We start from the raw sequence: 26,372 nt of genomic DNA on the forward strand, positions 1-26,372 counted from the left end.
TCCGAAAGCGGGAAAAAACGGGGAAGGAAGAACTGGCCGGCAGTTTAGCCAATGCCACTCAGTTGCGCTTTCTCACCACCACCAGCCCCTTGAGGTACTCGCCTTCAGGGAATTCGATGGTCATCGGGTGGTCGGGCGCCGCGCCGAGCCGCTCGCTGATGTAGCCATCGACTTGCGCATCGATGCCGGCGGAAGCCACGATCTTGTGGAACAGATCGGCACTGATGCCGCCCGAACAAGAAAACGTGAGCAGCACGCCGCCCGGCTCGAGCAGCTTGAGCGCGAGCCGATTGATGTCCTTGTAGGCGCGCGCCGCGCGCTCGGCATGGGCGACCGTGGGTGCGAACTTGGGCGGATCGAGCACGATGGCGTCGAAGCTGCGCCCCTGTTCGATGAACTCGCGCAGCGCCTTGTTCACGTCGGCGTCGAGGAACTCGGCCTTCAGCCCCGGCGCTTCGCCATCGTCGCCGAAGCCGTTGAGCGCCAGGTGCGCGCGCGCCCGGTCGAGCGCCGGCAGCGACGAATCGACCGACACCAGTTCGGCGCCCTCGAGCGCGCCGGCCGCGCGCAGCCCCGCGAGCGCCGCCACCGTGAAGCCGCCGGTGTAGCAAAAGCAATTGAGCACGCGCCGAAAGCGCCGATGCTGCGCGAGTTCGGCAAAGCGCTGCCGGCTGTCGCGCTGGTCGAGGTAGAAGCCGGTCTTGTGGCCGGTTGCGATGTCGAGCGACAGCGTCCAGCCATGCTCACGGATCGTGAGTTCGGTGCCGCCCTCCCCGCGCAGCCAGCCCGTGACGGGCTTCAGGCCCTCGCGTTCGCGGCCGCTGGCGTCGGAGCGTTCGTAGAGCTTCGAGAGGCCGGTCGCCGCGAGCAGCGCGTCGGCCAGTGCCGCTTTCCAGCGCTCGACCCCGGCCGAGAGGAACTGCGCCACCAGCGTGTCGCCGTAGCGGTCGACGATCAGGCCCGGCAGGCCATCTGCCTCGCCGTGCACCAGCCGCACGCCGTCGCTCTGCAGGTCGAAGAGCCCGCGTGCGGCCACCGCGCGTGCGCACACCGACGCCAGGAAGGCCGCATCGATGCGCTGCGTTTCCACGAAGCTCCAGGCCCGCGCGCGGATCTTCGACACCGGGCTGAACGCTGCCCACGCCAGGAAGGCGCCCTCGTGCGATTCGACGCGCACCGTCTCGCCCGCGTCGGCACCGCCGCGCGCAATCGCCGATTCGAAGATCCAGGGATGGCGGCGCTGCAGCGAGCGTTCCTTGCCGGGTTTGAGGCGCAGGGTTTTCATGGTTTTTTCTTGTTGTCGTCTTTGTCGTCCCTGGCCCGGGCCCGCGGATGCGCCGCGTCGTAGGCCTTGGCCAGGTGCTGGAAATCCAGCCGCGTGTAGATCTGGGTGGTCGAGATGTTGGCGTGGCCCAGCAGTTCCTGCACGGCGCGCAGGTCGCTGCTCGACTGGAGCACATGGCTTGCGAACGAATGCCGCAGCATGTGCGGATGCACCGGCGCCGCGAGCCCCGCCTTCAGGCTGCGCTGGCGCAGCAGCTTCCACACGGCCTGCGAGGACATGCGCGCCCCACGGCTGTTGATGAAGAGCGCCGCGGCACTGTCCGGATCGCGCTGCGCCGAAGCCCCGAGCGCCGGGCAGTCGCCGCGCACCGCGAGCCATTCGCCGACCGCCTCGGCCGCCTTGGCGCCGATCGGCACCAGCCGCCGCTTGCCGCCCTTGCCGAGCACATTGGCTTCGCGCGATTCGAGATCGATCCAGCCACGCGCGGTAGCACTCGCCCGTGCGTCGAGGCCCGTCAGCTCGCTCACGCGCAGGCCGCAGCCGTAGAGCACCTCGACGATGGCGCTGTCGCGCGCCTCGGTCCACGGATCGGCCTCGGCGTCGTAGAGTTCGGCGAGCTGCACCGCATCGTCGACCCCCAGCGCCTTGGGCAGCGGCCGCGCGGCCTTGGGTGCATGCACGTCCTTGACCGGGTTGAAACCCACCAGCCCTTCGTTGCCGAGCCAGCGGTAGAAGCTGCGCCAGCACGAGAGCACCAGCGCGATGCCGCGCGGCTCGCGCCCCGATCCGTGCAGCTGCGCCATCCAGCGCCGCACGTGCGCGGTCTGCACCCCGTCGAGGGCGAGGCCGGCTTCGGCGGCGTTGGCCTTCAGCGCCTGCAGGTGAATGGCGTACAGCTCGACGGTGCGCGCCGCCAGTCGGCGCTCCACGCGCACATGTTCGAGGTACTTCTCGGTCCAGCGCGTTGCGGCGCTTTCGGGTACGTCGGCAAGGTCAGTGGAGGTAGCCATGGAGTGCATTGTTCACGACCGCCAGCGGCTCGCGCAACGCGCCCTTGAAAAGCATGCCCCAGCGCTGCCAGCAGCGCGTGCGTGCCGCCGCGTACTGCACGTCGAATTCGCGGTCGAAGCCGCTCGCGCGCACCAGCCGCTCGGCGCGCCAGAGGTGGTACGGCTCCGACACCACGATCACGCTGCGCACGCCCGCGTCCCGCAGCAGCGGACGAGAGAGCGCAAGGTTCAGCCGCGTCGAGGTCGAGGCCGGCTCCAGCAGCACCGGCCCGGCATGGCCCTGGGCCTGGGCATGCTGCGCCATCACTTCGGCCTCGACGCGCCCGTCTTCCTTGTCGATGCCGCCCGAGAACACCAGTTGCCGCACCCGGCCTTCGCGCGCGAGCGCGATGGCGGCATCGACGCGGCCGGTGAGGCAGGGATTGGGCTTGCCGCGCAGGTAGGCGCGGTTGCCGAGCACGAGCGCGGCATCGGCCGTTTGCGCGGGCGGATGGTCGAGCGCCACGGCGGCGCGCCGCCAGATGGCGCCCGCGATCGCGAGATAGGCCAGCAATCCGGCAAGCAGCGCGGCGGCCAGCACCGCCCGTGCGGCCCGCCAGGACCGCCGCCGGCCGCTCAAGGCCGCAGCCGCGACAGCGCGCCCGAGGCCAGCTGGGCGATGCGCTCGAGGAAGTCGGTGCCCATCTCGGCATTGAAGCGCTGGGCGTCGGGCGAGGCCAGCACCAGCAGCCCGAAGGCCGGCGACTCGGCGTCCGCCCGCAGCGGGATCAGCGCGATCGAGGCCGCCCCGGTCGGCTCGGGCAGCCAGTTGGCGGCCTCGAAACCCGAGTTGAGCCCGCAATAGGGCGAGGTGAGCGAGGTGGCGAGCGCCTTCACGTCGTCGCTCACCCACTGCGCATAGGCTTCGTTGAGGTAGTCGGCACCGCAATCCCACACCTTGATGGCGGTCTGCGGCACCAGGAACAGCGACTGCAGGTCGACCGCGATGCGGTAGGGCAGGCTGCGCGGCTCTCGCGTGGTCAGGAGGCCGGTGGTCCAGCGCTGCAGCCGGTCGGCGATCACCACGTTCTCGGTGCCGTGGCGCACCATGTCCATCAACCGATGCTCGAGCGCCTTGATCTTCTCGCGCAGCATCTCGGCCTGGCGTTCCTGCAGGCTCACCGCGCGGTTGCCGTGCGGGCTGGTGAGTTGCACCTGCGCCAGCAGCTGCGCATGCCGCTCGAAGAAGTCGGGCGTGTTCGCCAGGTAGTTCGCGATGTCGTCTTCGGTGATCGGGTTCATGGCGTTGTCGATGTTCGTGGTCTGGGTCATGGCAGTTCGGGCACGTCGATGTCGCCCTCGAAGACGGTGGTGGCCGGCCCGGTCATGAGGACCGGCTGGCCCTCGCCGTGCCATTCGATGGTGAGGATGCCGCCGTGCGTCTGCACGTCGACGCGGGCGTCGAGCCGTCCGAGCCTGATGCCCGCCACCACGGCCGCGCAGGCCCCGGTGCCGCAGGCCAGCGTCTCGCCGGCGCCGCGCTCGAACACGCGCAGCCTGATGTGCGTGCGGGCCAGCACCTGCATGAAGCCGGCATTCACGCGCTGCGGAAAGCGCGGATGGTGCTCGATCTGCGGCCCTTGCACGGCGACGGGTGCGGTGTCGACGTCGTCGACCAGTTGCACCGCATGCGGGTTGCCCATCGACAGCACCGCGACCGGGACAATGGCGCTGTCGGCATGGGTGCCGAGCGCCAGGTGCCAGGTATGCCAGCCGCCGTCGGGCTGCGCATCGAGGCCGGCGATATCGAAGGGCACGCGCTCGGGCTCGAACACCGGCGCGCCCATGTCGACCGTGACGCGGCCGTCGGCACCCATGCGCGGCGCAATCACGCCGGCCAGCGTCAGCACGCGGACCTCGTCCTTGTCGGTGAGCTGGTGTTCGCGCACGAAGCGCATGAAGCAGCGCGCGCCATTGCCGCACTGCTCCACCTCGCCGCCGTCGGCGTTGTGGATCACGTACTCGAAGTCGATGCCCTCGGCACCCTGCGGCGGCGGGCGTACCGTCAGGATCTGGTCGGCGCCCACACCGAAATGGCGGTCGGCCAGAAAGCGGTACTGCGCGGCGCTGAGGCCCAGCGTGCCGCGCGTCTCGTCGAGCACGACGAAATCGTTGCCGGCCCCCTGCATCTTGGTAAAGCGGATTCGCATGGGCGGATTATCGCCATCGGCGCCGCCCCTCGCGCCGCAAGGGCCGAGCGGAGCGGGCTCAGCCCTTGATGAAGGCCAGCAGGTCGGCGTTGACCTGCGCCGCATGCGTGGTGCAGGTGGCGTGCGGCGCGCCGGCATACACCTTGAGCTGGCTGCCCGCGATCATCTCGGCCGCCAGCTTGCCGGTGGCCTCGAACGGCACCACCTGGTCGTCGTCGCCGTGGATCACGAGCGTGGGCACGTCGATCTTCGCCATGTCGGGGCGGAAGTCGGTTTCGGAAAACGCCGTCACGCAGTCGATCGTGGCCTTGATCGACGCCTGCAGCGCGATCTGCAGCGTCTGCTTGAACACGCCCTGCGACACCGTTGCGCCGGGACGGTTGGTGCCATAGAACAGCGTGCTGAAGTCATCGAGGAACTGCGGCCGGTCGGCGGCCAGCCCGGCGCGGATACCCGCGAACAGCAAGGCATCGGGGCCCACCGGATGGTCGGCGGTCTTCATGAAGAGCGGCGTCACCGCGCTGATCAGCGCGAGCTTCGCCACGCGCGCGCTGCCCTTGCGCGCGATGTAGCGCGTGACGTCGCCGCCGCCCATCGAGAAGCCCGCAAGGATCACGTCGTTCAGGTCGAGCTTCTCGATCAGTTCGGCGATGTCGTCGGCGAAGGTGTCGTAGTCGTAGCCGGTCCAGGGCTGGCTCGAACGGCCGAAACCGCGGCGGTCGAACGCGATGGCGCGGTAGCCGCGCTCGGCGAAGAACAGCATCTGCGCGTCCCACATGTCGGCGCTCAGCGGCCAGCCGTGGCTGAAGACGATCGGCTGGCCGGTGCCCCAGTCCTTGTAGTAGAGCTCGGTGCCGTCGCGAAGGGTCAGTGTTGTCATGGTTTTTTCCTTTGGGAGTGGATGAAAGATACGAGAGAAGAATGAAAGAAAGGTGAAGCGGGAAGCGCGTCGTTTTTTCAGAGCGCCAGGAAGTGATGCACCTCGGGCCGCCCCGGTCCGATGTGGAAGCGCAGCGCCTCGGCCTGCAGGTCGGCATCGGCCTGCGACACGCGGTGGTGCTGGCGCAGGTGCTCTGCCCACGACTCCACGAGGAACCATTCCATGATCCGCTCGGGATCGCCCGTGTGTTCGTGCAGCCCCCAGGCATAGGCGCCGTCGCGGCGGCGTTCGAGCGACAGGCGCTTCATGGCGGCCATGAACGCCGCGCGGTCGTCCTTGCGGATGCGGTACTCGACCTGCACCATCACCGGCCCGCGGTCATGCGCCACGGGCTCGGCCAGGAGCGGCTCGGGCCAGTGGTTCGACGCCTGCAGGTCCGCCTCGCCGGTGGGCAGCTTCACGCGGTGGAACACCAGCCCTGCGATCACCAGCCCGACCGCCCCCGCCACCAGCGTGGCGGGCACGCCGACCTGCTGCGCCACCAGGCCCCAGCCCAGGCTGCCCGCGGCCATCGCCCCATTGAACACCGTGAGGTACACCGCGAGCCCGCGCCCGCGCACCCAGTTCGGCAGGATCGACTGCGCCACGCCATTGAGGGTGGTGAGCGCGATGATCCAGCCCAGGCCCAGCAGCAGCAGGAGCAGCACCGCGAGCCACTTCGGCGGCGCGAACACCAGGCTGCCCATCACCGCGGCGGCGAGCAGTGCCGCCAGCAGCAGCATGCCGTCGGCATCGAGCCGGGCCCGCAGCCGCGGCATCACGAGCGCACCGCCAATCGCGCCCGCGCCCACGGCGCCGAGCAGCACGCCATAGAAGCCCGCGCTGCCGCCGAGCATCTGGCGCGCCACCAGCGGCAGCAGCGCCCACACCGAGCTCGCGAAGACGAAGAACACCGCCGCGCGCAGCAGCACCACGTGCAGTTCCTTGCTGGCGCGCGTGTAGCGCAGGCCGGCGCGGAAGGCGCCGAGGAAGTTCTCGGACAGTCCGCTGTCCACCGCCGCCGGCCGCTTCCACCAGAGAAGCGCCGCGATCACGAACACATAGCTCAGCACGTCGAGCCCGTAGGTCGCGGCTGCGCCGAAGCTCGCGAGGATCAGCCCGCCCGCGGCCGGCCCGATCGAGCGCGCGATGTTGATGCCCAGCGAGTTCAGCGCCACCGCGCCCTTGAGGTCGGCGCGCGGCACCAGCTCGGGCACGATCGACTGCCAGGTCGGCCCCATCAGCGCGGCGCCGATGCCGCCCACGAACGTGAGCGCGATCAGGTATTCGACCGTGAGCCCGCCGGTGTGCGACAGCACCAGCAAGGTGCCGCTGACCGCCGCGAGCACGAGCTGCACGAAGATCAGGAAGCGCCGGCGGTCGAGGATGTCCGAGAGCACGCCCGCCGGGATCGCGAGCAGGAACACCGGCAGCGTCGCCGCCGTCTGGATCAGCGCCACCGCCGTCGGGCTCGCCGACAGGTCGGTGACGAGCCACGAACTCGCCACGTCGCGCATGAAGCTGCCGATGTTGCCGAGCACCGTGGCGGCCCAGAGCACTGCGAAGACGGGTTGGCGCAGTGGCGCGAAGGCGCCTTTTTGAGTTTCGGCCATCACACCGCCCAGCAGGCGCAGCCGAGCGCGCCCCAGAAGCTCTTGAGGTCGGCGATCGGCAGCTTGCTGCTCCAGGCCGTCGCATGCCGGTGGCCGTGCACGTTGCAGTCGTTGGCGCAGGCGCAGGCCATGGCCGCCCTGTGCAGTGCGTTCTGCAGCGGCGCGCCCTCGGCCGCATCGGCCCAGCCCGCATAGCCGCCGAAGGTCCGCGCGGGCGACCAGTCGGGCATGGCGGGCGGCGGTGCGCCTTCGTCGAGCGCGGCGAAGGGCCCCGCGCCATAGACCACCTTGCCGCCCACCATCGTGAGCAGCGCCGTTGTGTCGGCAATGTCCGATTCGGCGCAGGCGAAGAAATCGCGGTCGGGCACCACGAGGTCGGCGAGCTGGCCGGCCTCGATGCGGCCCTTTTTGCCCTCCTCGTTGGAGAACCAGGTGACGTTCTCGGTCCACATGCGCAGCGCCTGCTCGCGGTCGAGGCAGTTGCGCTGCGGGTACAGCTGCATGCCGCCCACGGTCTTGCCCGTGACCAGCCACGACAGCGACACCCACGGGTTGTACGAGGCGACGCGCGTGGCATCGGTGCCGGCCGAGACCTTGAGGCCGCGCTCGAGCATCTTCTTGACCGGTGGCGTCGCCTCGGCCGCGCCGGCGCCGTAGCGCTCGACGAAGTATTCGCCCTGGTAGGCCATGCGGTGCTGCACCGCCACGCCGCCGCCGAGCGCGGCGATGCGGTCCATCGACTTCTCGGAGATGGTCTCGGCATGGTCGAAGAACCAGTTCAGGCCCGCGAGCGGCGTGTCCTTGTCGACCTTCTCGAACACGTCGAGCGCGCGCTCGATCGTCTCGTCGTAGGTGGCGTGCATGCGCCACGGCCAGCGGTTCTGCGCGAGGATGCGCACCACGCCTTCGAGTTCGCCTTCCATCTCGGGCGCCAGCTCGGGGCGCGGCTCGCGGAAGTCCTCGAAGTCGGCCGCCGAGAACACCAGCATCTCGCCCGCGCCGTTGTGGCGGAAGTAGTCGTCGCCCTGCTTGTACGTGGCCTTCGCGGTCCAGTTCAGGAAATCCTGCTTCTCTGCCTTGGCCTTCTGCGTGAACAGGTTGTAGGCCAGGCGGATGGTGAGCTGGCCGTCGTCGGCCAGCTTCTGGATCACTGCGTAGTCGTCGGGATAGTTCTGGTTGCCGCCGCCCGCGTCGATCGCGCCGGTCACGCCCAGGCGGTTGAGTTCGCGCATGAAGTGGCGCGTGGAATTGAGCTGGTAGTCGAAGGGCAGCTTCGGCCCCTTGGCGAGCGTGGCATAGAGGATGGCCGCGTTCGGCTTGGCCAGCAGCAGGCCGGTCGGGTTGCCGTGGCCGTCGCGCACGATCTCGCCGCCGGGCGGCGCGGGCGTGTCCCGGGTGTAGCCCACGGCGCGCAGTGCCGCCGCATTGAGCAGCGCGCGGTCGTACAGGTGCAGGATGAACACCGGCGTGTCGGGCGCCACCGCGTTCAGTTCGGCGATGGTCGGCAGCCGCTTCTCGGCGAACTGGTGCTCGGTGAAGCCGCCCACCACGCGCACCCATTGCGGTGCCGGCGTGACCGCCACCTGGCGCCGCAGCATGCCCATCGCATCGGCCAGGCTCTTCACGCCGTCCCAGCGCAGCTCCATGTTGTAGTTGAGGCCACCACGGATGATGTGCAGGTGGTTGTCGATCAGGCCCGGCAGCACGCGCCGGCCCTGGAGGTCGATCACGCGGGTGCGGCTCGCCGCAAGCGGCAGCACGTCTTCGGCGCGGCCCACGCGGACGAAGCGGCCGTCCTGGATGGCCACCGCGTCGGCGCCCGGGTTGGAACGGTCGAGCGTGGTGAAGCGGCCGTTGTGCAGGATCAGGTCGGGCGCGGCGTTCTCATCAGCCATGGCGGGTGTCCTTCGCGTTCTGTGCGGGGTCGGTCGGCAGGCACTGGGGCAGCTCGCCGAACACGTGCGGCTTGACCTGGTGGTGCAGCCACGAACTGGCCGCGGACGGCGGGGCCATCAGGCTGCGCACCAGCGGCGGCAGCTGCTCGCCCACGAGGATGCCGAGCAGGCCGACCAGCGCGATCACCGGCGGCGCCGGCGAGCGCACCTGGAACAGCGCGTAGATCACGCCGACCAGGAGGCCAAGCGCAAGGGAGACGATGTAGGGCTTCATGGCCGGTGCTTTCGTTTGGATGTGCTTCGCCGCATTCAGCCTTCGTGGGCGCCGAACATGGCCTTGGCGTAGTCGATGCCGATGCCGTAGGCGCCGCCCACCTTTTTGGCGATGCCGGTCGTGAGCTCGTAGGTCTCGCCGCGCGCCCAGTCGCGCTGCAGTTCGAGCAGGTATTGCAGCGAGGTCATCGGCCGTGCACCAGCCTGCACCATGCGGTCCATCGCGCGGTTGTGCGCCTCGGCCGAGACGTCGCCGCAGGCGTCGGCGATCACGTACACCTCGAAGCCCTGGTCCAGCGCCGACAGCGCCGGGCCCACGATGCACACGCTGGTCCACAGGCCCGCCAGCACGATGCGCGGCTTGCCGATCTCGTTCACGCGGTCGATCACGACCGCGTCTTCCCAGGTGTTCATCGAGGTGCGGTCGAGCATCTTCTGGCCGGGGAAGGCGGCGCCGATCTCGCCGAACATCGGGCCCGAGAAGCTCTTCTCGGCCACGGTCGTGAGGATGGTCGGCACCTTGAAGCCCGCCGCCGCCTGCGCCACCAGCGCCGCGTTGTTGCGCAGCGTCACCGCGTCGATCGAATGCGTGGCAAAGGCCATCTGCGACTGGAAGTCGATCATCACCAGCGTGTGATCGTCGGGGGTCAGCAGTGTGGCGCCGGCGGTGGGGGTGGCTTGGATGGACGGCATGCAAATACTCCAAAAGTTGGACAAAGGTTCGATTCGATTCACAATGCGCTTCGGGAGACATTTCCCTTGGCGTTGAATCGATCATCGATGCCTTTTTGCCGGCGATTGGCGAAATTTTTCTGCGTCATTGTTCGAATTTTTCGAACATCGGTTTTTTCGAAAGAACCCGCGTGCTCAAGCTCAGCCTCGAAGCCATCGAAGTCGTCGACGCCATTGCGCGCCATGGCTCCTTCGCCGCCGCCGCCGCGCGGCTCAACAAGGTGCCGTCCACCATCTCGTACGCCGTGGGCAAGCTCGAAGAGCAGCTCGGCATGCGGCTGTTCGAGCGCCACGGCCCGCGCGTCCATCTCACGGCCGCGGGCGAAGAGATGCTCAAGGAGGGCCGCTGGCTGCTCAATGCCGCGAGCGACCTCGAATCGCGCATGCGGCAGATCGCCACCGGCTTCGAGTCGGAGCTGCGGCTGGTGCACGATTCGATCATTCCCACGCCATCGCTCATCGGCGACATCCACGCCTTCGAGGCGCTGCGCTGCGGCACGCGGCTGCGCGTCGGCTGCGAGGCCCTGACCGGCACCTGGGAGGCGCTGCGCGAAGGCCGCGCCGACCTCGTCATCGCCGCGGGCGAGGGCCCCGCGGGCGGCGGCTACCAGGCGGCGATGGTGGGAAGCCTCGAGTTTGCGTTCTGCGTGGCACCAAGCCATCCGCTCACGCGGCTCAAGCGCCCGCTGCAGCGCGGCGACCTGATCGAGTGCAATGCGATCGTCGTGGGCGACAGCGCGCGCACGCTGTCGGACCGCACCGTCGGCCTGCTCGCCGGGCAGCCGCGCATCACCGTGCCCACCATGGCCGCGAAGATCGCCTGCCAGGCCGCCGGCCTGGGCCACGGCTTCCTTCCGCGTGCCTGCATCGCGGGCGAACTGGCGCGCGGCACGCTGGTCGAGCTGCCGACCGAGGAACCGCGCGCACCCGAGGCGTTCTGGCTCGCATGGAAGACCGGCGCCGAAGGGCAGGCGCTGCGCTGGTGGCGCGAGCGGCTGAACCGCACGCTCGTGCCCGCGCTGCTGCCGCGGTCGGTGCTGGCGGGCTGATCAGCCCCGCTGCTGCGCGCGCAGGCGGTCAAGCGCCCGGTCGAGGAACGCCAGGCGATCCTGCCCCCAGAAGCGCTCGCCGTTCAGGATGAAGGTCGGCGCGCCAAACACGCCCGCCTCGATCGCTTCGGCACTGTTCGCGCGGTACACCGCGAGCACTTCGGCCGACTGCTCCTGCGCCTGCAGCGAGGCGCCGTCGTAGCCGTTTTCGTTCGCCACCGCGATGCGCACCTCGGCCTGCGAGGTGTCGCGCTCCTCGGCCCACAACGCGCGCAGCAGCGCGTGCGAGAGCGGCTGCGCATCGAGTCCCTGCAGCTGGGCGGCGATCACCATCCAGCCCGGGTACTTGTTCCAGTTCGGGTCGACCGCGGCGCCCTTCGGGTAGTAGGCCGGCTCGAGGTTGAGCGGCATGCCGAGGAAATCGCGCCAGCGCGCCAGTTCGAGCGCGTGGTACGTGCGGCGCGGCTCGGGCCGCGTCTTCAGCGGAATGCCGCCGGTCTGCGGCACCACCACCTGGAAGTCGTAGGGCTTGAGCGCGAGCCGCACATGGTGGCGGCGCACGATGTCCTGCAGTTGCGGGCCGCCGAGGTAGGCCCACGGGGACGAAAGGCTGTAGTAGCAGTCGAGCGCGATGGAGGTCTTGGAGGTCATCGCGGCATTATCGATTCAGCCGCAGCGCGCGGCGGCGATGCGGCCCTGGGCATCGACATCGACATTGAGGCGCTTCGGATCGGCCGGCGCCGGCAGTGGCTCGCCGGCGGCGGACGTTCGCACGATGCTCGACCCGGTGCGCGCGAGCAGTTCCTCGAGCAGCGGCTGAGCGACCGGACGGCCGAGCGCGTAACTCGCCTGGGCGGCCTGGCATCCGGGGTCGGCGGGCACGGTCACGAAGGTCGGCGGCGGCGGGACTTCGGAGGTGAGCGGGCGGAATTCGGGTTGGGTCTGGCAGGCTGCGAGGAACACGGCTGCAGCGAGGAGCGCCGCGCCGGCCAGGGACTTCGCCGTGCGGCGCCCGCTGTCGGAGAGGAAACCAGTGGGTGGTTGCTGTCGGGTGTTCTGCATGGGCCTGCCCTTCTTTCGTGTCTGCGAGTGCAACGGCATCGTAGCGCGACGCAATTCTTGCGCACCAGGCAAGTATCTTCTGCCTGGAACCTACTTATTCTGCAAAGACAAACGTCACACACTCCTCCTTGTCACAGAAGGAGTGCCTCATGCCCATTGCCCTTTTCGCGCTCACCCTGAGCGCCTTCGCCATCGGGACGACCGAGTTCGTCATCGTCGGCCTGCTCCCCACCGTCGCTGCCGACCTCGGCATCGGCCTTCCGTCGGCCGGCCTGCTGGTCAGCCTCTATGCACTGGGCGTGGCCATCGGCGCGCCGGTGCTCACCGCGCTCACGGGCCGGCTGCCGCGCAAGGCGCTGCTGCTCGGGCTGATGGCGCTGTTCACCGTGGGCAACCTGCTTGCGTGGCAGGCGCCGGGGTATGAATCGCTGATCGCTGCGCGCGTGCTCACGGGCCTGGCGCATGGGGTCTTCTTCTCGATCGGCTCGACCATCGCGACCGGCCTGGTGCCGAAGGACAAGGCCGCGAGCGCGATCGCCGTCATGTTCACGGGCCTCACGGTGGCGCTGGTCACGGGCGTGCCGCTGGGCACCTTCATCGGGCAGCACTTCGGCTGGCGCGAAACCTTCCTGGCGGTCTCGGCGCTCGGCGTGCTCGCCTTCGTGGGCAGCTGGATCTTCGTGCCCGGCAACATCCGCCACACGCCACCGGCTTCGCTGGCGCAGCAGGCCAGGGTGCTGGCGGAGCCGCGGCTGCTGCTGGTGTATGCCAAGACGGCGATCGGCTATGGCGGCTCGTTCATTCCGTTCACGTTCCTCGCGCCGATCCTTACCGAGGTGTCGGGATTCAGCGCCGGCGCGGTCGGCTGGGTGATGCTGGTGTACGGTGTGTCGGTGGCGCTGGGCAACATCTGGGGCGGCCGGCTGGCCGACCGCATGGGGCCGATCCCGGCGCTGAAGATCATCTTCGCGCTGCTCGCCGCGGTGCTGCTGGTCTTCAACTTCGCGGCGCCGCACAAGTGGCTCGCGCTGGCCGCGGTGCTGATGTGGGGCGCGGTCGCGTTCGGCAACGTGCCGGGGCTGCAGGTGTACGTGGTGAAGCAGGCCGAACGCTTCACGCCGCAGGCGGTGGACGTGGCCTCGGGACTGAACATCGCGGCCTTCAACCTGGGCATTGCGGGTGCGGCCTGGGCCGGCGGGCTGATCGTGACCCACCTGGGGCTGATGCACACGCCATGGATCGGCGCACTGGTGGTGCTGGTGTCGCTGGCGCTCACGCAGTGGAGCGGAACGCTCGACCGCCGTGCCGGCATTCCGGTGCGCGCAGCAGCAGGCCCGGTGGCGGTGGGCCACTGATTCCTTTTCTTCTTTTTTCTTTCCTGATTGATTCCAACGCACAAAGGAACGCGACCATGACGACCACCAACCCCAAGACCTCCAACCCCGCCGACAGCACGTCGGTTCCCGCCTTCGGCCTCGGCACCTTCCGCCTCAAGGGACAGGTGGTGATCGACTCGGTGAAGAACGGGCTCGACCTGGGCTACCGCGCGATCGACACCGCGCAGATCTACGGCAACGAAGCCGAGGTGGGACAGGCCATCGCGGAAAGCGGCGTGCCGCGCGGCGACCTCTTCATCACCACCAAGATCTGGACCGACAACTACGCCAACGACAAGCTGATCCCGAGCCTGAAGCAGAGCCTCGCGAAGCTGCGCACCGAGCAGGTCGACCTCACGCTGATCCACTGGCCCTCTCCGGGCCATGCGGTGCCCGTCGCCGAGTTCATGGGCGCGCTGGCCGAGGCCAGGGCGCAGGGACTCACGCGGCTGATCGGCGTGTCGAACTTCAACATCGCGCTCATGAAGGAAGCCATTGCGGCCGTGGGCGCCAAGGAGATCGCCACCAACCAGATCGAACTGCATCCCTACCTGCAGAACCGCAGGGTGGCCGCTTTCGCCCAGAGCCAGGGCATCCACATCACCTCGTACATGACGCTGGCCTACGGCAAGGTGCTCGGCGACCCGGTGATCGGGGCGATCGCGAAGGCGCACGGCAATGCCACCACCGCGCAGGTGGTGCTGGCGTGGGCGATGCAGCTCGGCCATGCGGTGATCCCGTCGTCGACGAAGCGCGCGAACCTCGAAAGCAACCTCGCGGCGCGGCAGCTTCGCCTGACGGACCCGGAGATGGCGCAGATCGCGGCGCTCGAGCGCGGCGAGCGCCTGACCGATCCGGCCGGGCTGTCGCCGGCGTGGGATTGAAGGGGCGCGCGCCGGCGCTGTGCCGCCTGACGGCTGCCGCTAGACCGGCTTGAAGCCCCAGGCCTGCGTCTCGAATCCGGTGAAGCTGATCGGATTGGCGAGCGCCGGCGCGGCCGAGGCATCGCCATCGAGCTCAATGACCGCGGACGCCTGCTTGTTGCTCGCGCCGTACTTGCTCTGGATGTACCAGTAGCCCAGCTCTTCGGTCGGCTGCAGGCTCCACAGCTGCGTGTCGGCGTCGGCCGCCGAGATGGGCTGCATCACGATGGGCCCCGACCCGCTCGTGGCGTGCGGCTGCAGCGTCATGACGTAGTCGGTGCCCATCATCGTCTGCAGGTACCACCAGCCCGGTGCCTCGGGCCCTGCCGGAACGAAGCGCCATTGCTGGTTCTCGGTTCCCGTGGGCTTGGCGCCGAAGCCGATCACTGGCGTGCCCTTGTCGGTGCTGCCATTGTCGACGTCGAGTACGTACTGGTTGCCGCTCATGTGCTGGATGCAGTACGGCCCGAGGTTCAGCGTGCTCGCCGAGCTGCCGGCCGACGCCGCCCGGGGCACAGCCGTTGCTGCTGCAGCAGCAGCGCCCTTCTTCCCGGTGCCGGAGCTGGCCACCTGCTCGACGGGGCCGTCGGGCAGGTGGTCCCACCAGTACGCTTCGATCAATGCCTCGGCGCGCGCCGTGTCGGCGGTTCGGCCCTTTTCCTGCAGCAGGTCGATGGCCTGCTGGTAGGTCGTGTTCTCGGGAATGAAGAACGGCAGCCGCGGGTTGATGTTCACATAGCGGTCGCCAAGCAGCATGCCGGCCAGCATCGGCATGAGCTCGGTCGAGGTGCCGTTGAGGCACATGTCGAGGATCGGCCCGGGCTTGGACTGGTTCATGAGAAAGGGTGGCGTGCTGTTGAACGGATCGGCGACGCCGTTCATCCACTGGTCGGCGCCCCAGTCGCCGGTGTCGCTTGCGATCCAGTCGTACATCAGCCCGGTGCCGATGGTGATCGCCACGATGTTCTCGAGCTTGTGCCCGGCGCGCACGGCCAGCGAGATGGCCGCGACCGTCGGATCGTGGTTGAAGAAGGCGCCGTCGACGTTGCCCTCGTACGAGCCGAGCTGCCCCGGCATGGCGCCGCTCGAGGTCGCGGCCTTGGCGATCTCCACGTCGCCGTGGCCCGGGATCATGTTGGTGTACATCACGGGCTGCCAGGGAACGGGCGTCATGACGCCCTCGGAGGAGGTTTCGAGCTTGCCGACATTGAAGGTCACGAACAATGCCTTCTTACGCTGCAGTTCGTCCACCTTCAGCGGGCCGTGCAGCAGGAACTGCGAGTCGTAGACCTTCTGGATCGAATAGGCGGGCGCTTTGGGATTGGTGCTCATGGCGTTGTAGAAGCCGAGTTCGCCCTTGGGATCGGTGAAGAAATCGATCAGGTCCTGCGGCTTCTTTCCCGCGAGAAGCTCGCTCGTGATGATCGAGCCGGTCGAGCATCCGGCAATCAGGTCGGTGTGCTCGATAAGACCCGGAAATCGCTTGTAGAGCTTCTCGAGAATCGTGACCGACATCAAGCCTCGTATGCCGCCGCCGACGAACGAGAGGATGGTGAACTGCTTGTCTTTTTCCATGTGTCAACTCCTTTGAAAATGGCTCCCCCACTCAGGGAAGCGGAGTCTCTGGCGGCGCCCTGGGAGCGTCTACGCGTGGAATCCCGTTCAATCCATCGATGTACTGGGCCGTGCCGCGCGGCGCGCAAGATCTGCAACAAAGGTAGTCGTCCGCGTCGCGCCGTGCTCACGCGACAGCATCATCGAACGCATCGAGTGCATGCCTTAGTTCACCCGCCTCGGCAGGGGTCAATGCCTGCGCCCGCACGCGTGGTTCAGCCCGCTGCTGTGAGCCAGCGGCCCGTGGCCGGGCACACGCGAACGCGGGCGCCGTTCTGCCGGACCTGCGCTTCGTCGAACTGCGCCGCGGCCGCAGGATCGGAGTCGAACGCGATGCGCAGCGCGCGCGCGACATCGGGGTTCGCCACGGGCAGCTCCCAGCTCAGAAAGCACTGCGTCACGTCACTCCCCGCCGCGAAGTGCGCAGCATCGAAGCCGCTGCTGCCGCGCCGGACCACGGCGTGGGGCTGCGCGGTGTCGAAGACCAGCGCGGTGCCCCTGGCCAGCGGCACGCGCAGGCCGACGTCGGGAAAGTGCACGTCGAGCCCCTTGTCGTCGCTCATGAAGAGGTTGCAGAAGACGGCGCTGCCGTACTGCTCGGCGTCGTGGTGGTACCGGGCGCCGCGGCAGGCCATGAGCGCCAGCGCGCTGCCGTCGAGCACGCCGGGCATGCCGAGCGCGGCGAGCCAGTCGGCCATCGCCTGCACCGAGCGGCCATGGTCGGGCCAGCGCATGCGCGCGCGCGCCAGCGGCAGGGGCTCGACGTCGCCGGGCTCGAGAAAGAGGCGCGTCGCGATCTCGCGTTCCCAGTCGGCCACGAGTCGCGCGGGCGGGGCGGGCACGTCGAGCGTGCCGACATGCACGGCGTCGCTCACGCTGCGGCTGCGGATCGCATCGCCGCACCAATGGAAGGCGGTCAGTCCGTCGCGCATGCCGCCGTGAGGGTCAGAGCGCGGCCACGCCGGCCTCGAGCACGCCATCGCGCGCCACGATGCGCCCGCCCGCCACCACGAGCCTGCGCAGCGGCCGCGCGACCACCGCGTGCGCGGCGGTCTGGGCATCGACCAGCACCAGGTCGGCGCGGCAGCCGGCTTCGAGGCCGTAGTGCGCAAAGCCGCAGCCGCGCGCGCCGGCATGCGTGACGGTGTCGAGCGCGACATCGATCTCGTCGTCGCGGCGCAGGTTGTAGCGCATGCCGATGAACATCGCGCGCTCCAGCATGTCGGGGCTGCCGTAGGGCGACCAGGTGTCGCGGATGCCGTCGTTGCCGCCACAAACCGTCACGCCGGCCTGCCGGCAGGCGATGAGCGGCGGCACGGTGCGCGACGGCGACGCGCTGGTGATCAGCACCACGCCCAGCGCGGCCATGCGCGCGAGCAACGCGTCGCGCTCGCGCTCGGCGATGTCGCCCAGGCAGAAGCCGTGGCTGATCGCCACCCTGCCCTGCATGCCGAGCGCGGCCGTGCGCTGCAGGATCAGGTCGAGCGAGAACGCACCCATGGCGCCGGGCTCGTGCAGGTGGATGTCGAGCGGGCGCTGGTGCTTCTCGGCCAGGCCGAACAACAAGTCGAGCGAACGCACCGGGTCGCCATCGATGGCGCACGGGTCGAGCCCGCCGAGCACGTCGGCACCGCGCGCCAGCGCCTGGTCGAGCAGTTCGGCCGTGCCCGGCCGCCCGAGCAGGCCCGACTGCGGAAACGCGACCACCTGGATCTGCTGCACCGCGCGCATCGCCTCGCGCGTGCGCAGCGTGCCGTCGAGGTGGCGCAGGCCGGCCTGCGTGTCGATGTCGACGTGCGTGCGCAGCCGCGTGGTGCCGAGCGCGAGAAAGGCCTTGGCCAGCACCATAGACTGCACGGCGGCGTCGTGCCCGCTCGCATGCCGGAAGGCGCGCTCGTTCTCGATCCGGTCGGTGAGCTGGGACCCCACTTCGTTGCGGTACCAGTCCATGCCCCAGAGCGTCTTGTCGAGGTGGGTGTGGCTTTCGACGAGGCCGGGCAGCAGCAAGGCGCCGCCGCCGTCCTCGACGGGCGTGCCGGCCGGCGCGGCCAGGGCTGGGCCCACCGCCGCGATGCGGCCATCCTGCACGAGCACATCGACGGGAACATCGGGCGCAAGGCCGACGGGACGCGCGCGGCGCAGCAGGAGCGAGGGCATGGCGATCGGTTCTTTCACGGCATCCAAGGGAATTCGAGGATACCCGCGCGCAACCCGGTGCATGCGGCGCGCACGCTTCGGCCTGGAGCGAAGCGTGCGCCGCGCCGGGTGGCGACCATCGGTGCACCATGAAAAAGACACTGACCCACCTGCCCACCGAATGGGCGCTTCTCGCGCTGCTTGCCGTGCTCTGGGGCGCCTCGTACACCTTCATCAAGGTCGGCGTGGCCACGATCCCGCCCATCACGCTGATCGCCGCGCGCACGCTGGTGGCGGGGCTGCTGCTGCTCGCGGTGCTGCGGCTGCGCGGGGTGCGGCTGCCGCGCGACGCCGCCATCTGGCGCCGCTTCATGCTGCAGGCCGTGCTGAACAGCGTGCTGCCCTTCACGCTCATCGCCTGGGCCGAGCGCAGCGTCGACGCGGGGCTTGCGACCATCCTCAACTCGACCTCGCCGATCTTCATCTTCCTGCTGGGCCTCGGCCTGCGCGGCACCGAACCGCCGACGCTGCGCCGTCTGCTGGGCGTGGGCGCCGGGCTCGCAGGCATCTGCTTGGTCGTGGGTGCGGAGGCCCTGGGCGGGATCGGGCGCGCGCTGCTCGCGCAGGTCGCATTGGTGGTGGCCGCCATCTGCTACGGCGGCGCGGCCATGTTCGGCCGCGTGTTCAAGGGCTTCGACCCGATGGTGCCCGCGGCGGGCTCGCTGCTGTGCGGCTCGGTGATGCTGCTGCCCGCCAGCCTGGCGATCGATCGCCCCTGGACGCTGGTGCCGTCCGCCGCGTCGGTGCTCGCGGTGCTCGCACTGGCGGTGCTGTCGACGGCCGTGGCCTTCACGATCTATTTCCGGCTCATCCGCACGCTGGGGCCGATGGCCACGGCCGCGCAGGCCTATCTGCGGGTGCCGGTCGGCGTGGCGATCGGTGTCGTCTTCCTGGGCGAGCGGCTCGCGCCCACCGCATGGCTCGGGCTGGCCTGCACCGTGGCCGGCGTCATGGCGATGACGCTGCCCGCGCGGCGCAACCGCCCCGCCGCCGAGCCCCGCCTCAATCGATGCTGATGTTCGCCGCCTTGGCCACCTCGGCCCACTTCACGCGGTTGTCGTGCACCGTCTTCTTGAACTGCGCGGGCGACTCGATGCGCACCGTGTTGCCCTGGGCCTCGAAGCGCTCGCGGATCTCGGGCTGCTCGAGCACGGCCTTCACCGCGGCATTGAGCTTGTCGACGATGCGCGCCTCGGTGCCCTTGGGTGCGAAGATGCCGAACCAGATCGAGCTGTCGAAGCCCCGGGTGCCCGGGAGGCCGCTGGAAGCGATGGTGGGCACCTCTTTCACTGCCGTCACCGGCTTGGCCGTGGTCACGCCCAGGAGGCGCACCTTGCCGGCCTTGTAGTGCGGCAGCACCGTCTGCACCTGGTTCATGATGCAGCAGGTCTCGCCGCGCACCACCGAGGTGATGGCCTCGGGCCCGCCCTTGTAGGGCACGTGCACCATGTGCAGGCCGAGGCGCGAATTGAACTCGGCAAAGGCCATGTGCGTGCCCGCGCCGTTGCCCGTGGACGCATAGTTGTACTTGCCGGGGTTGGCCTTGACGAGGTCGACGAACTCCTTCAACGTGCGCACGTTCATCACGTCGGCATTGATGGTGAGCACGTTCGACACGTCGAGCACCGGCGCCACCGGCACGAAGTCGGCCTCCACGTCGAACGGCAGCTTCTTGTAGAGCGCGGCATTGCTGCCGTGCGTGGCCGCGGTGCCGAACGAGAGCGTGTAGCCGTCGGGCTTGGCATGGGCGACGTACTCGCTCGCGATGTTGCCGGCCGCGCCCGACTTGTAGTCGATGACGACCTGCTTGCCCAGCTGCCTGGCCAGCGGTTCCTGGATCGCGCGGGCCACCACGTCGACGCCCGAACCGGCCGGGAAGCCCATGATCAGCGTCACCGGCTGCTGCGGCCAGTCGGTGGGGGCCTGGGCCAGCGCGGGGGCCGATGCGGTGGCGAACAGGGCGATGGACAACAGGCGCGAGAAGGGAAAATGGATCATGGCTGTCTTTCCTCGAGGCGGGCGGTGCAAAGCGGAATTGTGGCGCGCGGCTCATGCCGGATGCGGCATGAGCTTATGCACTCCGCACGCGCGCTGCGGCATCTCTCCATAATCGCCGCATGGTTCGCCCCACACAACAACTCCACCCCGCACGCGAGCCCGCGCCCGTGCGCGCCGCCGCCACCGTGCTGCTGCTGCGCGATTCCGAGGCCGGCATCGAAGTGCTGATGACACGCCGCTCCGCCACCGCCAGCTTCGCACCGGGAGCCTATGTGTTCCCGGGCGGGCAGATCGACCCGGCCGACGCGGCCGCCGGGCTCATCGCCTCGCGGCGCCCGACGCAGACCGACCTGCAGCTCACCCAGGCCGTCGCGGCCATCCGCGAAGGCTTCGAGGAGCTCGGCGTGCTGCTCGCGCGCCATGCCGACGGCCGGCCCGCAAACGCCGCGGACATCGCCGCCATGGACCGCAGCACCACCTCTCCGATTTCCTTCGTCGCACAATGCGCCGAGCGGGGCCTGGTGCTCGCGAGCGACCAGGTGTTCACGTTGGCGCACTGGGTTACCGACCGCGACCTGCCGCGGCGCTTCGATGTGCCTTTCCTGGTCGCCCGCATGCCCGAGGGCCAGACGCCCTCTGCCGACGAGAGCGAGCAGTTCGAGCCCTGCTGGGTGCGCCCGGCCGACGCGCTCGCGCGGCACGACGCCGGCAGCTTCTTCATGATCTTTCCGACCGTGCGCACGCTGCAGCGGCTGGCGGCCTACGCGAGCGTCGATGCGGTGCTCGAAGCCTGCGGTCCACAGGGCGGCACCGAGCGGCCGCTGTGGACCAGCTGCCCGCGCGCCGGCCTGCTCGGCGGTCTGGACACGCGCTACATGGAACACGAATCGCCCTACGGCGAACTCGCGCTGGTGTGCCCCGACGGCCAGCTGCTGCACGCGCTCGACTGGCAGAACGAGCGACCGGTGCCGCTGCTCGCCAACGTGCAGCGCCTGACCGCTGGCAACCCGAGCGCGATGACCGGGCCGGGCACCAACAGCTACATCGTCGGCGACGCGGCCACGGGCTACATCGTGATCGACCCCGGCCCGAACGATGCGGCGCACATCGAGCGCCTGTGGCGCGCCACGCACGGCGACGTGCGCATGATCGTCTGCACCCATTCGCATGCCGACCACTCGCCGGGCGCCGCGCCGCTGCAGGCGCTGTGCCAGGCCCGGCCGCCGATCGTCGGCCTGTCGTCGGCAGCCACCGCGCGCGCCTCGGCGCGTTTCGTGGCCGAACGCGAACTGGCCGACGGCGAACGCCTGGTGCTGTCGGGCAGCTCGGCCACGGGCGAGGCCGTGACCCATACGCTGCGCGCGGTCCACACGCCGGGCCATGCCGCGAACCACCTGTGCCTGGTGCTCGAAGAAGACGGGCTGCTGTTCTCGGGCGACCACATCCTCAACGGCAGCACCACGGTGGTCGATCCGCCCGACGGCGACATGAACGCCTACCTCGACTCGCTCGACCGGCTCGACGCAGCCTGCGAGGCCGGCGGCATCGACTTCATCCTGCCCGCGCACGGCTACGTGATCGGCAGCGCGCGCCGCGCCATCGCGCAGCTCAAGGCGCACCGGCTGAAGCGCGAGGCCAAGATCGCGCAGGCCATGGAGAAGCTGCCCGACGGCACGCCCGACGACTGGCTGCCGCTGGCCTACGACGACGTGCCCGAACGCCTGTGGCCGGTGGCGGCCCGCTCGCTGGCCGCGCATGTGGCGCGCATCCGCCAACGCACGGCGGCGGCAGCACCATGAAGGGTGCTCGCAACGAAGACGAAGGCATCCGCCTTGCCAAGCGCGTGGCCGCGCTCGCGGGCTGCTCGCGCCGCGAGGCCGAGCTCTTGATCGAGAACGGCGCGGTGCGCGTCGACGGCGTGCCGGCGCTGCTGCCGCAGTCGCGCGTGCAGCCGCACCAGCAGGTCGAGATCGAAGCCGGCGCCAAGCCCGAGCCGGTGGTGGCGGTCACGCTGCTGCTGCACAAGCCCGCGGGCATGCCGACCGACAACGCACACCAGTTGCTCGTGGCGGCCAACCACCACGAGCCCGAGCGCGCGGGCCTGCGCTTCCTGCCCGCGCACGCGCGCGCGCAGCGCTGCATGACGCCGCTCGAAAGCGGCGCGAGCGGGCTCGTGGTCTACACGCAGGAATGGCGCATCGAGCGCAAGCTGCAAGAGGACGCCGGCATCCTCGAGCACGAGGTGATGGTCGACGTGGCGGGCGCGGTCTCGCCCGAGCAGCTCGCGCGCTTCGAGCGCTCGACCGCGCGCGTGAGCATCGGCCGCCAGGCACCCGACCAGACCGGCCTGCGCTTTGCCATCAAGGGCCCGCAGCCCGGGCAGATCGCGCACCTGTGCGACCAGGCCGGGCTGCGCATCCTCGCGATGCGGCGCATCCGCATCGGCCGTGTGCCGCTGGCGGGGCTGCTGCCGGGCCAGTGGCGCTATCTCACGCCGCACGAGCGCTTCTGAAGGCGGGCCGCGCGCGCCATCGACGACAGGACACGTTCAACCAAGGAGACAAGGATGAAGTTCGGTTCCGGACGCGCCGCACTTGCCTGCACCGTGCCGCTGGCGTTGGCGGGCTGCAGCTACCTGGCCCCGCTGGTGGCACCGCTGCTGCCGCCGAGCGATCCGCCGTCGTCCGCCCCGCCGCCGGTGGTGTCGCCCAGCGGCCTGGCGCCGATCACCGAGGCGCAGGTCGAACGCATCCGCGAGGTGATCGCCGCCAGCCCGCCGAGCCCGGCGGTGGCCCGCGTGGTGCGCAGCGCCGCACCGACCATCGAATCGTTCGTGCGCACCGAAGGCTGCATCACCGCGCGCAACGGCGCCGTGCTCAACCCCTTTGCTGCGCCCGGCCGGCTGTTCGACGGCACCGGCTTCCAGGGCGGGCCGATGGCGGGCATGCAATACCACGACAGGACGGCCTGCGTGACCGTCAAGCGGATGCAGAACTGGAAGATGGTGTCGCCGAAGCGGCTGCGCTTCGAGGTCGTCTACGTGGGCGACGACAGCGAGGAGCGCGCCGTGCGGCGCCACGAACTGGCGCGCCAGCCCAAGGGCGGCTGGCTCTTCACCCGCTGAGGGGGCGCGGGCGCCGTTTCGGAGCGCCCGTGCGAAAGAAAGTGTGAAGCCCGCCGATAAGCCGGATTCTGTGCGCCGAAGGCCTCTTGCGAAGCCCTCGGCGTGACCGCCATTACTCTGGGCCGCCTGTCACCAGACGGCTCGATGCCACCTACCCGCCAGCTCAGCGGAACCACCTCGATACTGGCCTACTTGGTGTTGCTGCGCGCAGAGATTGCCCGTTTCACCCGAACTGAATCGGCTCGTCTCTGTTGCTCTGATCCTCACCTCACGGTGGAGAGTCGTTAACTCCTGCGCTGTCCTGTGCAGTCCGGACGTTCCTCCAGTGCGGCCTTTCGGCACTTGCACCAGCGGCGGTCTGGCGTGCTTCACACAAGGATTATCGCTCCATGCCTTCGCAGCGCCCGCCGACCGTTCCACAATGGCGGTCGACCGTCCCCAAACCGACACCAGGTCCTACTCCAAGGAGATCCAGCAATGAAGGCCCAGAACATCCTCCAGACCATCGGCAACACGCCGCACATCCGCATCCAGCGCCTGTTCGGCGAGGCGAAGCAGCAGGTGTGGATCAAGTCCGAGCGCGCCAATCCCGGCGGCTCGATCAAGGACCGCATCGCGCTCGCGATGGTGGAAGAAGCCGAGAAATCCGGCGCGCTGAAGCCCGGCGGCACGATCGTCGAGCCGACCTCGGGCAACACCGGCATCGGCCTTGCGATGGTCGCGGCTGTCAAGGGCTACAAGCTGGTGCTCGTGATGCCCGACAGCATGTCGCTGGAGCGCCGCCGCCTGATGCTGGCCTACGGCGCCACCTTCGACCTGACGCCGCGCGCGGGCGGCATGAAGGCCTCGATCGCGCGGGCCGAGGAAATCGTCGCCGGCACGCCCGGCGCCTGGATGCCGCAGCAGTTCAACAATCCTGCCAATGTCGAGGTGCACATGCGCACCACGGCCGAAGAGATCGCGGCCGACTTCCCCGAGGGCATCGACGTGCTGATCACCGGCGTGGGCACGGGTGGCCACATCACCGGCGTGGCAAAGGTGCTCAAGAAGAAGTGGCCGAAGCTGCAGGTGTTCGCGGTCGAGCCCGTGGCATCGCCGGTGATCTCGGGCGGCCAGCCCTCGCCGCATCCGATCCAGGGCATCGGCGCGGGCTTCATCCCGCAGAACCTCGACACCTCGGTGCTCGACGGCGTGCTGCAGGTCGATGCCGAGCCGGCACGCGAAATGGCGCGCCGCTGCGCGGTCGAGGAAGGCATGCTGGTGGGCATCTCCTCGGGCGCGACGCTCGCGGCCATCGCGCAGAAGCTGCCTTCGCTCGCGCCCGATGCGGTGGTGCTGGGCTTCAACTACGACACGGGCGAGCGCTACCTTTCAGTGGAGGGTTTTCTCCCGGCTTGATTCCCCGTCGACGCCCGCCGGGGCGCGACCCTCTAAAATCCGCGGTCTGCTTGATAAACACAAGCCCCACGCCATGCTGAGAATCTCCGAACTCAAACTCCCGCTCGGCCATGCCGACGACGCCCTGCCCGCGCTGGTCGCCAGCACGCTCGGCGTCGAACCCGCAGCCATTGCCTCGCACACGGTCTACAAGCGCAGCTTCGATGCACGCAAGGCCGACCTGCGCACGGTCTACATCTGCGACGTGCAGCTGGCCGATGCGGCAGGCGAAGCCGCCCTGCTCGCGCGCCACGCCGGCAACCCGCACATCCAGAGCGCGCCCGACATGCGCTACACGCCGCCGGTGCATGCGCCCGAGGGCGCCCCGCGGCCGGTGGTGATCGGCTTCGGCCCCTGCGGCATTTTTGCCGCGCTGATGCTCGCGAAGATGGGCTTTCGCCCGATCGTGCTCGAGCGCGGCAAGACGGTGCGCCAGCGCACCCGCGACACCTGGGGCCTGTGGCGCAAGAGCGTGCTGAACCCCGAGTCGAACGTGCAGTTCGGCGAAGGGGGCGCCGGCACCTTTTCGGACGGCAAGCTCTACAGCCAGATCAAGGACCCGCGCTTCCTCGGGCGCAAGGTGATGGAAGAGTTCGTGAAGGCCGGTGCGCCGCCCGAGATCCTCTACGTCGCGCATCCGCACATCGGCACCTTCAAGCTCGTGAAGGTGGTCGAGAACATCCGCGAGCAGATCGTGGCGCTCGGCGGCGAGATCCGCTTCGAACAGCGCGTGACCGACGTGCACATCGAGAGCGGGCAGCTTCGCGGCCTGACCGTGCTCGACCAGACGACCGGCCAGCGCAGCGAACTGCGCGCCGACCATGTGGTGATGGCGCTCGGCCACAGTTCGCGCGACACCTTCGAAATGCTGCACGCGCGCGGCGTGCACATCGATGCCAAGCCGTTCTCGATCGGCTTTCGCGTCGAGCATCCGCAGGGCCTGATCGACCGCGCGCGCTGGGGCCGCCATGCGGGACATCCGCTGCTCGGCGCGGCCGACTACAAGCTGGTGCACCACGCCAGCAACGGCCGCTCGGTCTATAGCTTCTGCATGTGCCCCGGCGGCACCGTGGTGGCCGCCACGAGCGAGCCGGGCCGCGTGGTCACCAACGGCATGAGCCAGTATTCGCGCAACGAGCGCAATGCCAACGCGGGCATCGTGGTCGGCATCGAGCCGCGCGACTTCCCGGGCTGGACGCCCGAGGCGCCCGGCGATGCGCTCGCCGGCATCGCACTGCAGCGCGAACTCGAATCGAATGCCTTCGTGCTCGGCGGCGGCGACTACCGCGCACCAGGCCAGCTGGTGGGTGACTTCGTCGCCGGCCGGCCGTCGACCGCGCTCGGCAGCGTGACCCCGTCGTACAAACCCGGCGTCACGCCCACCGACCTGCACCAGGCGCTGCCGGCCTATGCCATCGAGGCGATGCGCGAGGCCTTTCCCGCCTTCGGCCGCAAGATCAAGGGCTTCGACCTGCACGATGCGGTGCTCACGGGCGTCGAGACGCGCACCTCGTCTCCGATCCGCATCACGCGCGGCGACGACTTCCAGAGCCTCAACGTGCGCGGCCTCTACCCGGCTGGCGAAGGCGCGAGCTACGCCGGCGGCATCCTCTCGGCCGGCGTCGACGGCATCAAGGTGGCCGAAGCGGTGGCGCGCAGCGCGACCGGAACCTGAGC

General features: G+C 69.4%; 25 protein-coding genes and 1 other RNA gene. 9 read left to right on the forward strand and 17 right to left on the reverse strand.

Annotated elements, in window-relative coordinates; translation table 11 throughout:
- Positions 1 to 58 precede the first annotated feature (58 nt).
- The 10 genes from AC3A6R_RS23440 to AC3A6R_RS23485 form a co-directional block, all read right to left on the reverse strand.
- Positions 59 to 1,285, reverse strand: coding sequence for a class I SAM-dependent rRNA methyltransferase (locus AC3A6R_RS23440; RefSeq protein WP_487865734.1), 1,227 nt, complete (start codon positions 1,283 to 1,285; stop codon positions 59 to 61).
- Positions 1,282 to 2,295 (reverse strand): tyrosine recombinase XerC, encoded by a 1,014-nt coding sequence (locus tag AC3A6R_RS23445; RefSeq protein ID WP_487865735.1) that lies wholly within the window; start codon positions 2,293 to 2,295, stop codon positions 1,282 to 1,284. The genes AC3A6R_RS23440 and AC3A6R_RS23445 overlap by 4 nt, the downstream gene beginning before the upstream one ends.
- Positions 2,279 to 2,914: a YdcF family protein gene (locus AC3A6R_RS23450; RefSeq protein ID WP_487861720.1), complete on the reverse strand. Its 636-nt coding sequence runs from the start codon at positions 2,912 to 2,914 to the stop codon at positions 2,279 to 2,281. The genes AC3A6R_RS23445 and AC3A6R_RS23450 overlap by 17 nt, the downstream gene beginning before the upstream one ends.
- Positions 2,911 to 3,606 (reverse strand): DUF484 family protein, encoded by a 696-nt coding sequence (locus AC3A6R_RS23455; protein WP_487865736.1) that lies wholly within the window; start codon positions 3,604 to 3,606, stop codon positions 2,911 to 2,913. The genes AC3A6R_RS23450 and AC3A6R_RS23455 overlap by 4 nt, the downstream gene beginning before the upstream one ends.
- Complete coding sequence (gene dapF / locus AC3A6R_RS23460) at positions 3,603 to 4,484, reverse strand: diaminopimelate epimerase (RefSeq protein ID WP_487865737.1); 882 nt, start codon at positions 4,482 to 4,484, stop codon at positions 3,603 to 3,605. Before dapF ends, AC3A6R_RS23455 begins: the two co-directional genes overlap by 4 nt.
- A 58-nt stretch (positions 4,485 to 4,542) precedes the next feature.
- On the reverse strand, positions 4,543 to 5,364 hold the full coding sequence (locus AC3A6R_RS23465; RefSeq protein WP_487865738.1) for an alpha/beta fold hydrolase: 822 nt from the start codon (positions 5,362 to 5,364) through the stop codon (positions 4,543 to 4,545).
- A 77-nt stretch (positions 5,365 to 5,441) separates the two neighbouring features.
- Complete coding sequence (locus AC3A6R_RS23470; RefSeq protein ID WP_487865739.1) at positions 5,442 to 7,016, reverse strand: MFS transporter; 1,575 nt, start codon at positions 7,014 to 7,016, stop codon at positions 5,442 to 5,444.
- Positions 7,016 to 8,911, reverse strand: a complete 1,896-nt coding sequence (locus tag AC3A6R_RS23475; protein ID WP_487861725.1) for an amidohydrolase — start codon at positions 8,909 to 8,911, stop codon at positions 7,016 to 7,018. Before AC3A6R_RS23475 ends, AC3A6R_RS23470 begins: the two co-directional genes overlap by 1 nt.
- Positions 8,904 to 9,185 (reverse strand): XapX domain-containing protein, encoded by a 282-nt coding sequence (locus AC3A6R_RS23480; RefSeq protein WP_487865740.1) that lies wholly within the window; start codon positions 9,183 to 9,185, stop codon positions 8,904 to 8,906. Before AC3A6R_RS23480 ends, AC3A6R_RS23475 begins: the two co-directional genes overlap by 8 nt.
- A 35-nt stretch (positions 9,186 to 9,220) precedes the next feature.
- Positions 9,221 to 9,877 carry a hydrolase gene (locus AC3A6R_RS23485; protein ID WP_487865741.1) on the reverse strand — a complete coding sequence of 219 codons (657 nt, stop codon included), beginning with the start codon at positions 9,875 to 9,877 and terminating at the stop codon, positions 9,221 to 9,223.
- A 170-nt stretch (positions 9,878 to 10,047) separates the two neighbouring features.
- Between AC3A6R_RS23485 and AC3A6R_RS23490 the strand changes: the two genes are divergently transcribed.
- Complete coding sequence (locus AC3A6R_RS23490; RefSeq protein ID WP_487865742.1) at positions 10,048 to 10,965, forward strand: LysR family transcriptional regulator; 918 nt, start codon at positions 10,048 to 10,050, stop codon at positions 10,963 to 10,965.
- On the opposite strand, the gene AC3A6R_RS23495 is transcribed toward AC3A6R_RS23490, so the two are convergent.
- Both AC3A6R_RS23495 and AC3A6R_RS23500 read right to left on the reverse strand, forming a co-directional pair.
- Positions 10,966 to 11,616 carry a DsbA family protein gene (locus tag AC3A6R_RS23495; RefSeq protein WP_487865743.1) on the reverse strand — a complete coding sequence of 217 codons (651 nt, stop codon included), beginning with the start codon at positions 11,614 to 11,616 and terminating at the stop codon, positions 10,966 to 10,968.
- Between the two features lie 15 nt (positions 11,617 to 11,631).
- A complete protein-coding gene (locus tag AC3A6R_RS23500) occupies positions 11,632 to 12,027 on the reverse strand; it encodes an I78 family peptidase inhibitor (protein ID WP_487865744.1) in 396 nt (131 codons plus the stop codon).
- A gap of 149 nt (positions 12,028 to 12,176) precedes the next feature.
- Here AC3A6R_RS23500 and AC3A6R_RS23505 point away from each other — a divergent pair, with 149 nt between their 5' ends.
- Positions 12,177 to 13,382 (forward strand): MFS transporter, encoded by a 1,206-nt coding sequence (locus tag AC3A6R_RS23505; RefSeq protein ID WP_487861731.1) that lies wholly within the window; start codon positions 12,177 to 12,179, stop codon positions 13,380 to 13,382.
- A 56-nt stretch (positions 13,383 to 13,438) separates the two neighbouring features.
- Positions 13,439 to 14,287: a 2,5-didehydrogluconate reductase DkgB gene (dkgB, locus tag AC3A6R_RS23510; RefSeq protein ID WP_487865745.1), complete on the forward strand. Its 849-nt coding sequence runs from the start codon at positions 13,439 to 13,441 to the stop codon at positions 14,285 to 14,287.
- Between the two features lie 39 nt (positions 14,288 to 14,326).
- Here dkgB and AC3A6R_RS23515 read toward each other — a convergent pair whose 3' ends face one another.
- The 3 genes from AC3A6R_RS23515 to AC3A6R_RS23525 form a co-directional block, all read right to left on the reverse strand.
- Positions 14,327 to 15,901: a patatin-like phospholipase family protein gene (locus tag AC3A6R_RS23515; protein WP_487865746.1), complete on the reverse strand. Its 1,575-nt coding sequence runs from the start codon at positions 15,899 to 15,901 to the stop codon at positions 14,327 to 14,329.
- A 254-nt stretch (positions 15,902 to 16,155) separates the two neighbouring features.
- Positions 16,156 to 16,872 (reverse strand): hypothetical protein, encoded by a 717-nt coding sequence (locus tag AC3A6R_RS23520; protein WP_487865747.1) that lies wholly within the window; start codon positions 16,870 to 16,872, stop codon positions 16,156 to 16,158.
- A 13-nt stretch (positions 16,873 to 16,885) separates the two neighbouring features.
- A complete protein-coding gene (locus AC3A6R_RS23525) occupies positions 16,886 to 18,097 on the reverse strand; it encodes an amidohydrolase family protein (RefSeq protein ID WP_487865769.1) in 1,212 nt (403 codons plus the stop codon).
- 128 nt (positions 18,098 to 18,225) lie between these two features.
- On the opposite strand from AC3A6R_RS23525, the gene AC3A6R_RS23530 reads away from it, so the two are divergent.
- The gene (locus AC3A6R_RS23530) at positions 18,226 to 19,152 is read left to right on the forward strand and encodes a DMT family transporter (protein WP_487865748.1); all 927 of its coding nucleotides are present in this window, start codon (positions 18,226 to 18,228) and stop codon (positions 19,150 to 19,152) included.
- On the opposite strand, the gene AC3A6R_RS23535 is transcribed toward AC3A6R_RS23530, so the two are convergent.
- Positions 19,139 to 20,134 (reverse strand): Bug family tripartite tricarboxylate transporter substrate binding protein, encoded by a 996-nt coding sequence (locus AC3A6R_RS23535; protein ID WP_487865749.1) that lies wholly within the window; start codon positions 20,132 to 20,134, stop codon positions 19,139 to 19,141. The two genes, AC3A6R_RS23530 and AC3A6R_RS23535, sit on opposite strands and share 14 nt — an antisense overlap.
- 119 nt (positions 20,135 to 20,253) lie before the next feature.
- On the opposite strand from AC3A6R_RS23535, the gene AC3A6R_RS23540 reads away from it, so the two are divergent.
- The 3 genes from AC3A6R_RS23540 to AC3A6R_RS23550 are packed head-to-tail and all read left to right on the forward strand — an operon-like array spanning position 20,254 to position 23,258.
- On the forward strand, positions 20,254 to 21,933 hold the full coding sequence (locus AC3A6R_RS23540; protein ID WP_487865750.1) for an MBL fold metallo-hydrolase: 1,680 nt from the start codon (positions 20,254 to 20,256) through the stop codon (positions 21,931 to 21,933).
- The gene (locus AC3A6R_RS23545; RefSeq protein ID WP_487865751.1) at positions 21,930 to 22,646 is read left to right on the forward strand and encodes an RNA pseudouridine synthase; all 717 of its coding nucleotides are present in this window, start codon (positions 21,930 to 21,932) and stop codon (positions 22,644 to 22,646) included. Before AC3A6R_RS23540 ends, AC3A6R_RS23545 begins: the two co-directional genes overlap by 4 nt.
- Before the next feature lie 54 nt (positions 22,647 to 22,700).
- A complete protein-coding gene (locus AC3A6R_RS23550) occupies positions 22,701 to 23,258 on the forward strand; it encodes a hypothetical protein (protein ID WP_487865752.1) in 558 nt (185 codons plus the stop codon).
- Between the two features lie 41 nt (positions 23,259 to 23,299).
- Here AC3A6R_RS23550 and rnpB read toward each other — a convergent pair.
- Positions 23,300 to 23,628, reverse strand: an RNA gene (gene rnpB, locus AC3A6R_RS23555) — RNase P RNA component class A.
- 107 nt (positions 23,629 to 23,735) lie between these two features.
- Here rnpB and cysK point away from each other — a divergent pair.
- Together cysK and AC3A6R_RS23565 are read left to right on the forward strand one after the other, a co-directional pair.
- A complete protein-coding gene (cysK, locus tag AC3A6R_RS23560) occupies positions 23,736 to 24,656 on the forward strand; it encodes a cysteine synthase A (RefSeq protein WP_487865753.1) in 921 nt (306 codons plus the stop codon).
- A gap of 73 nt (positions 24,657 to 24,729) precedes the next feature.
- The gene (locus AC3A6R_RS23565; protein WP_487865754.1) at positions 24,730 to 26,370 is read left to right on the forward strand and encodes an NAD(P)/FAD-dependent oxidoreductase; all 1,641 of its coding nucleotides are present in this window, start codon (positions 24,730 to 24,732) and stop codon (positions 26,368 to 26,370) included.
- Positions 26,371 to 26,372: the final 2 nt, after the last annotated feature.

The sequence above is a fragment of the Variovorax sp. Soil_C_19 genome, assembly GCF_057657255.1.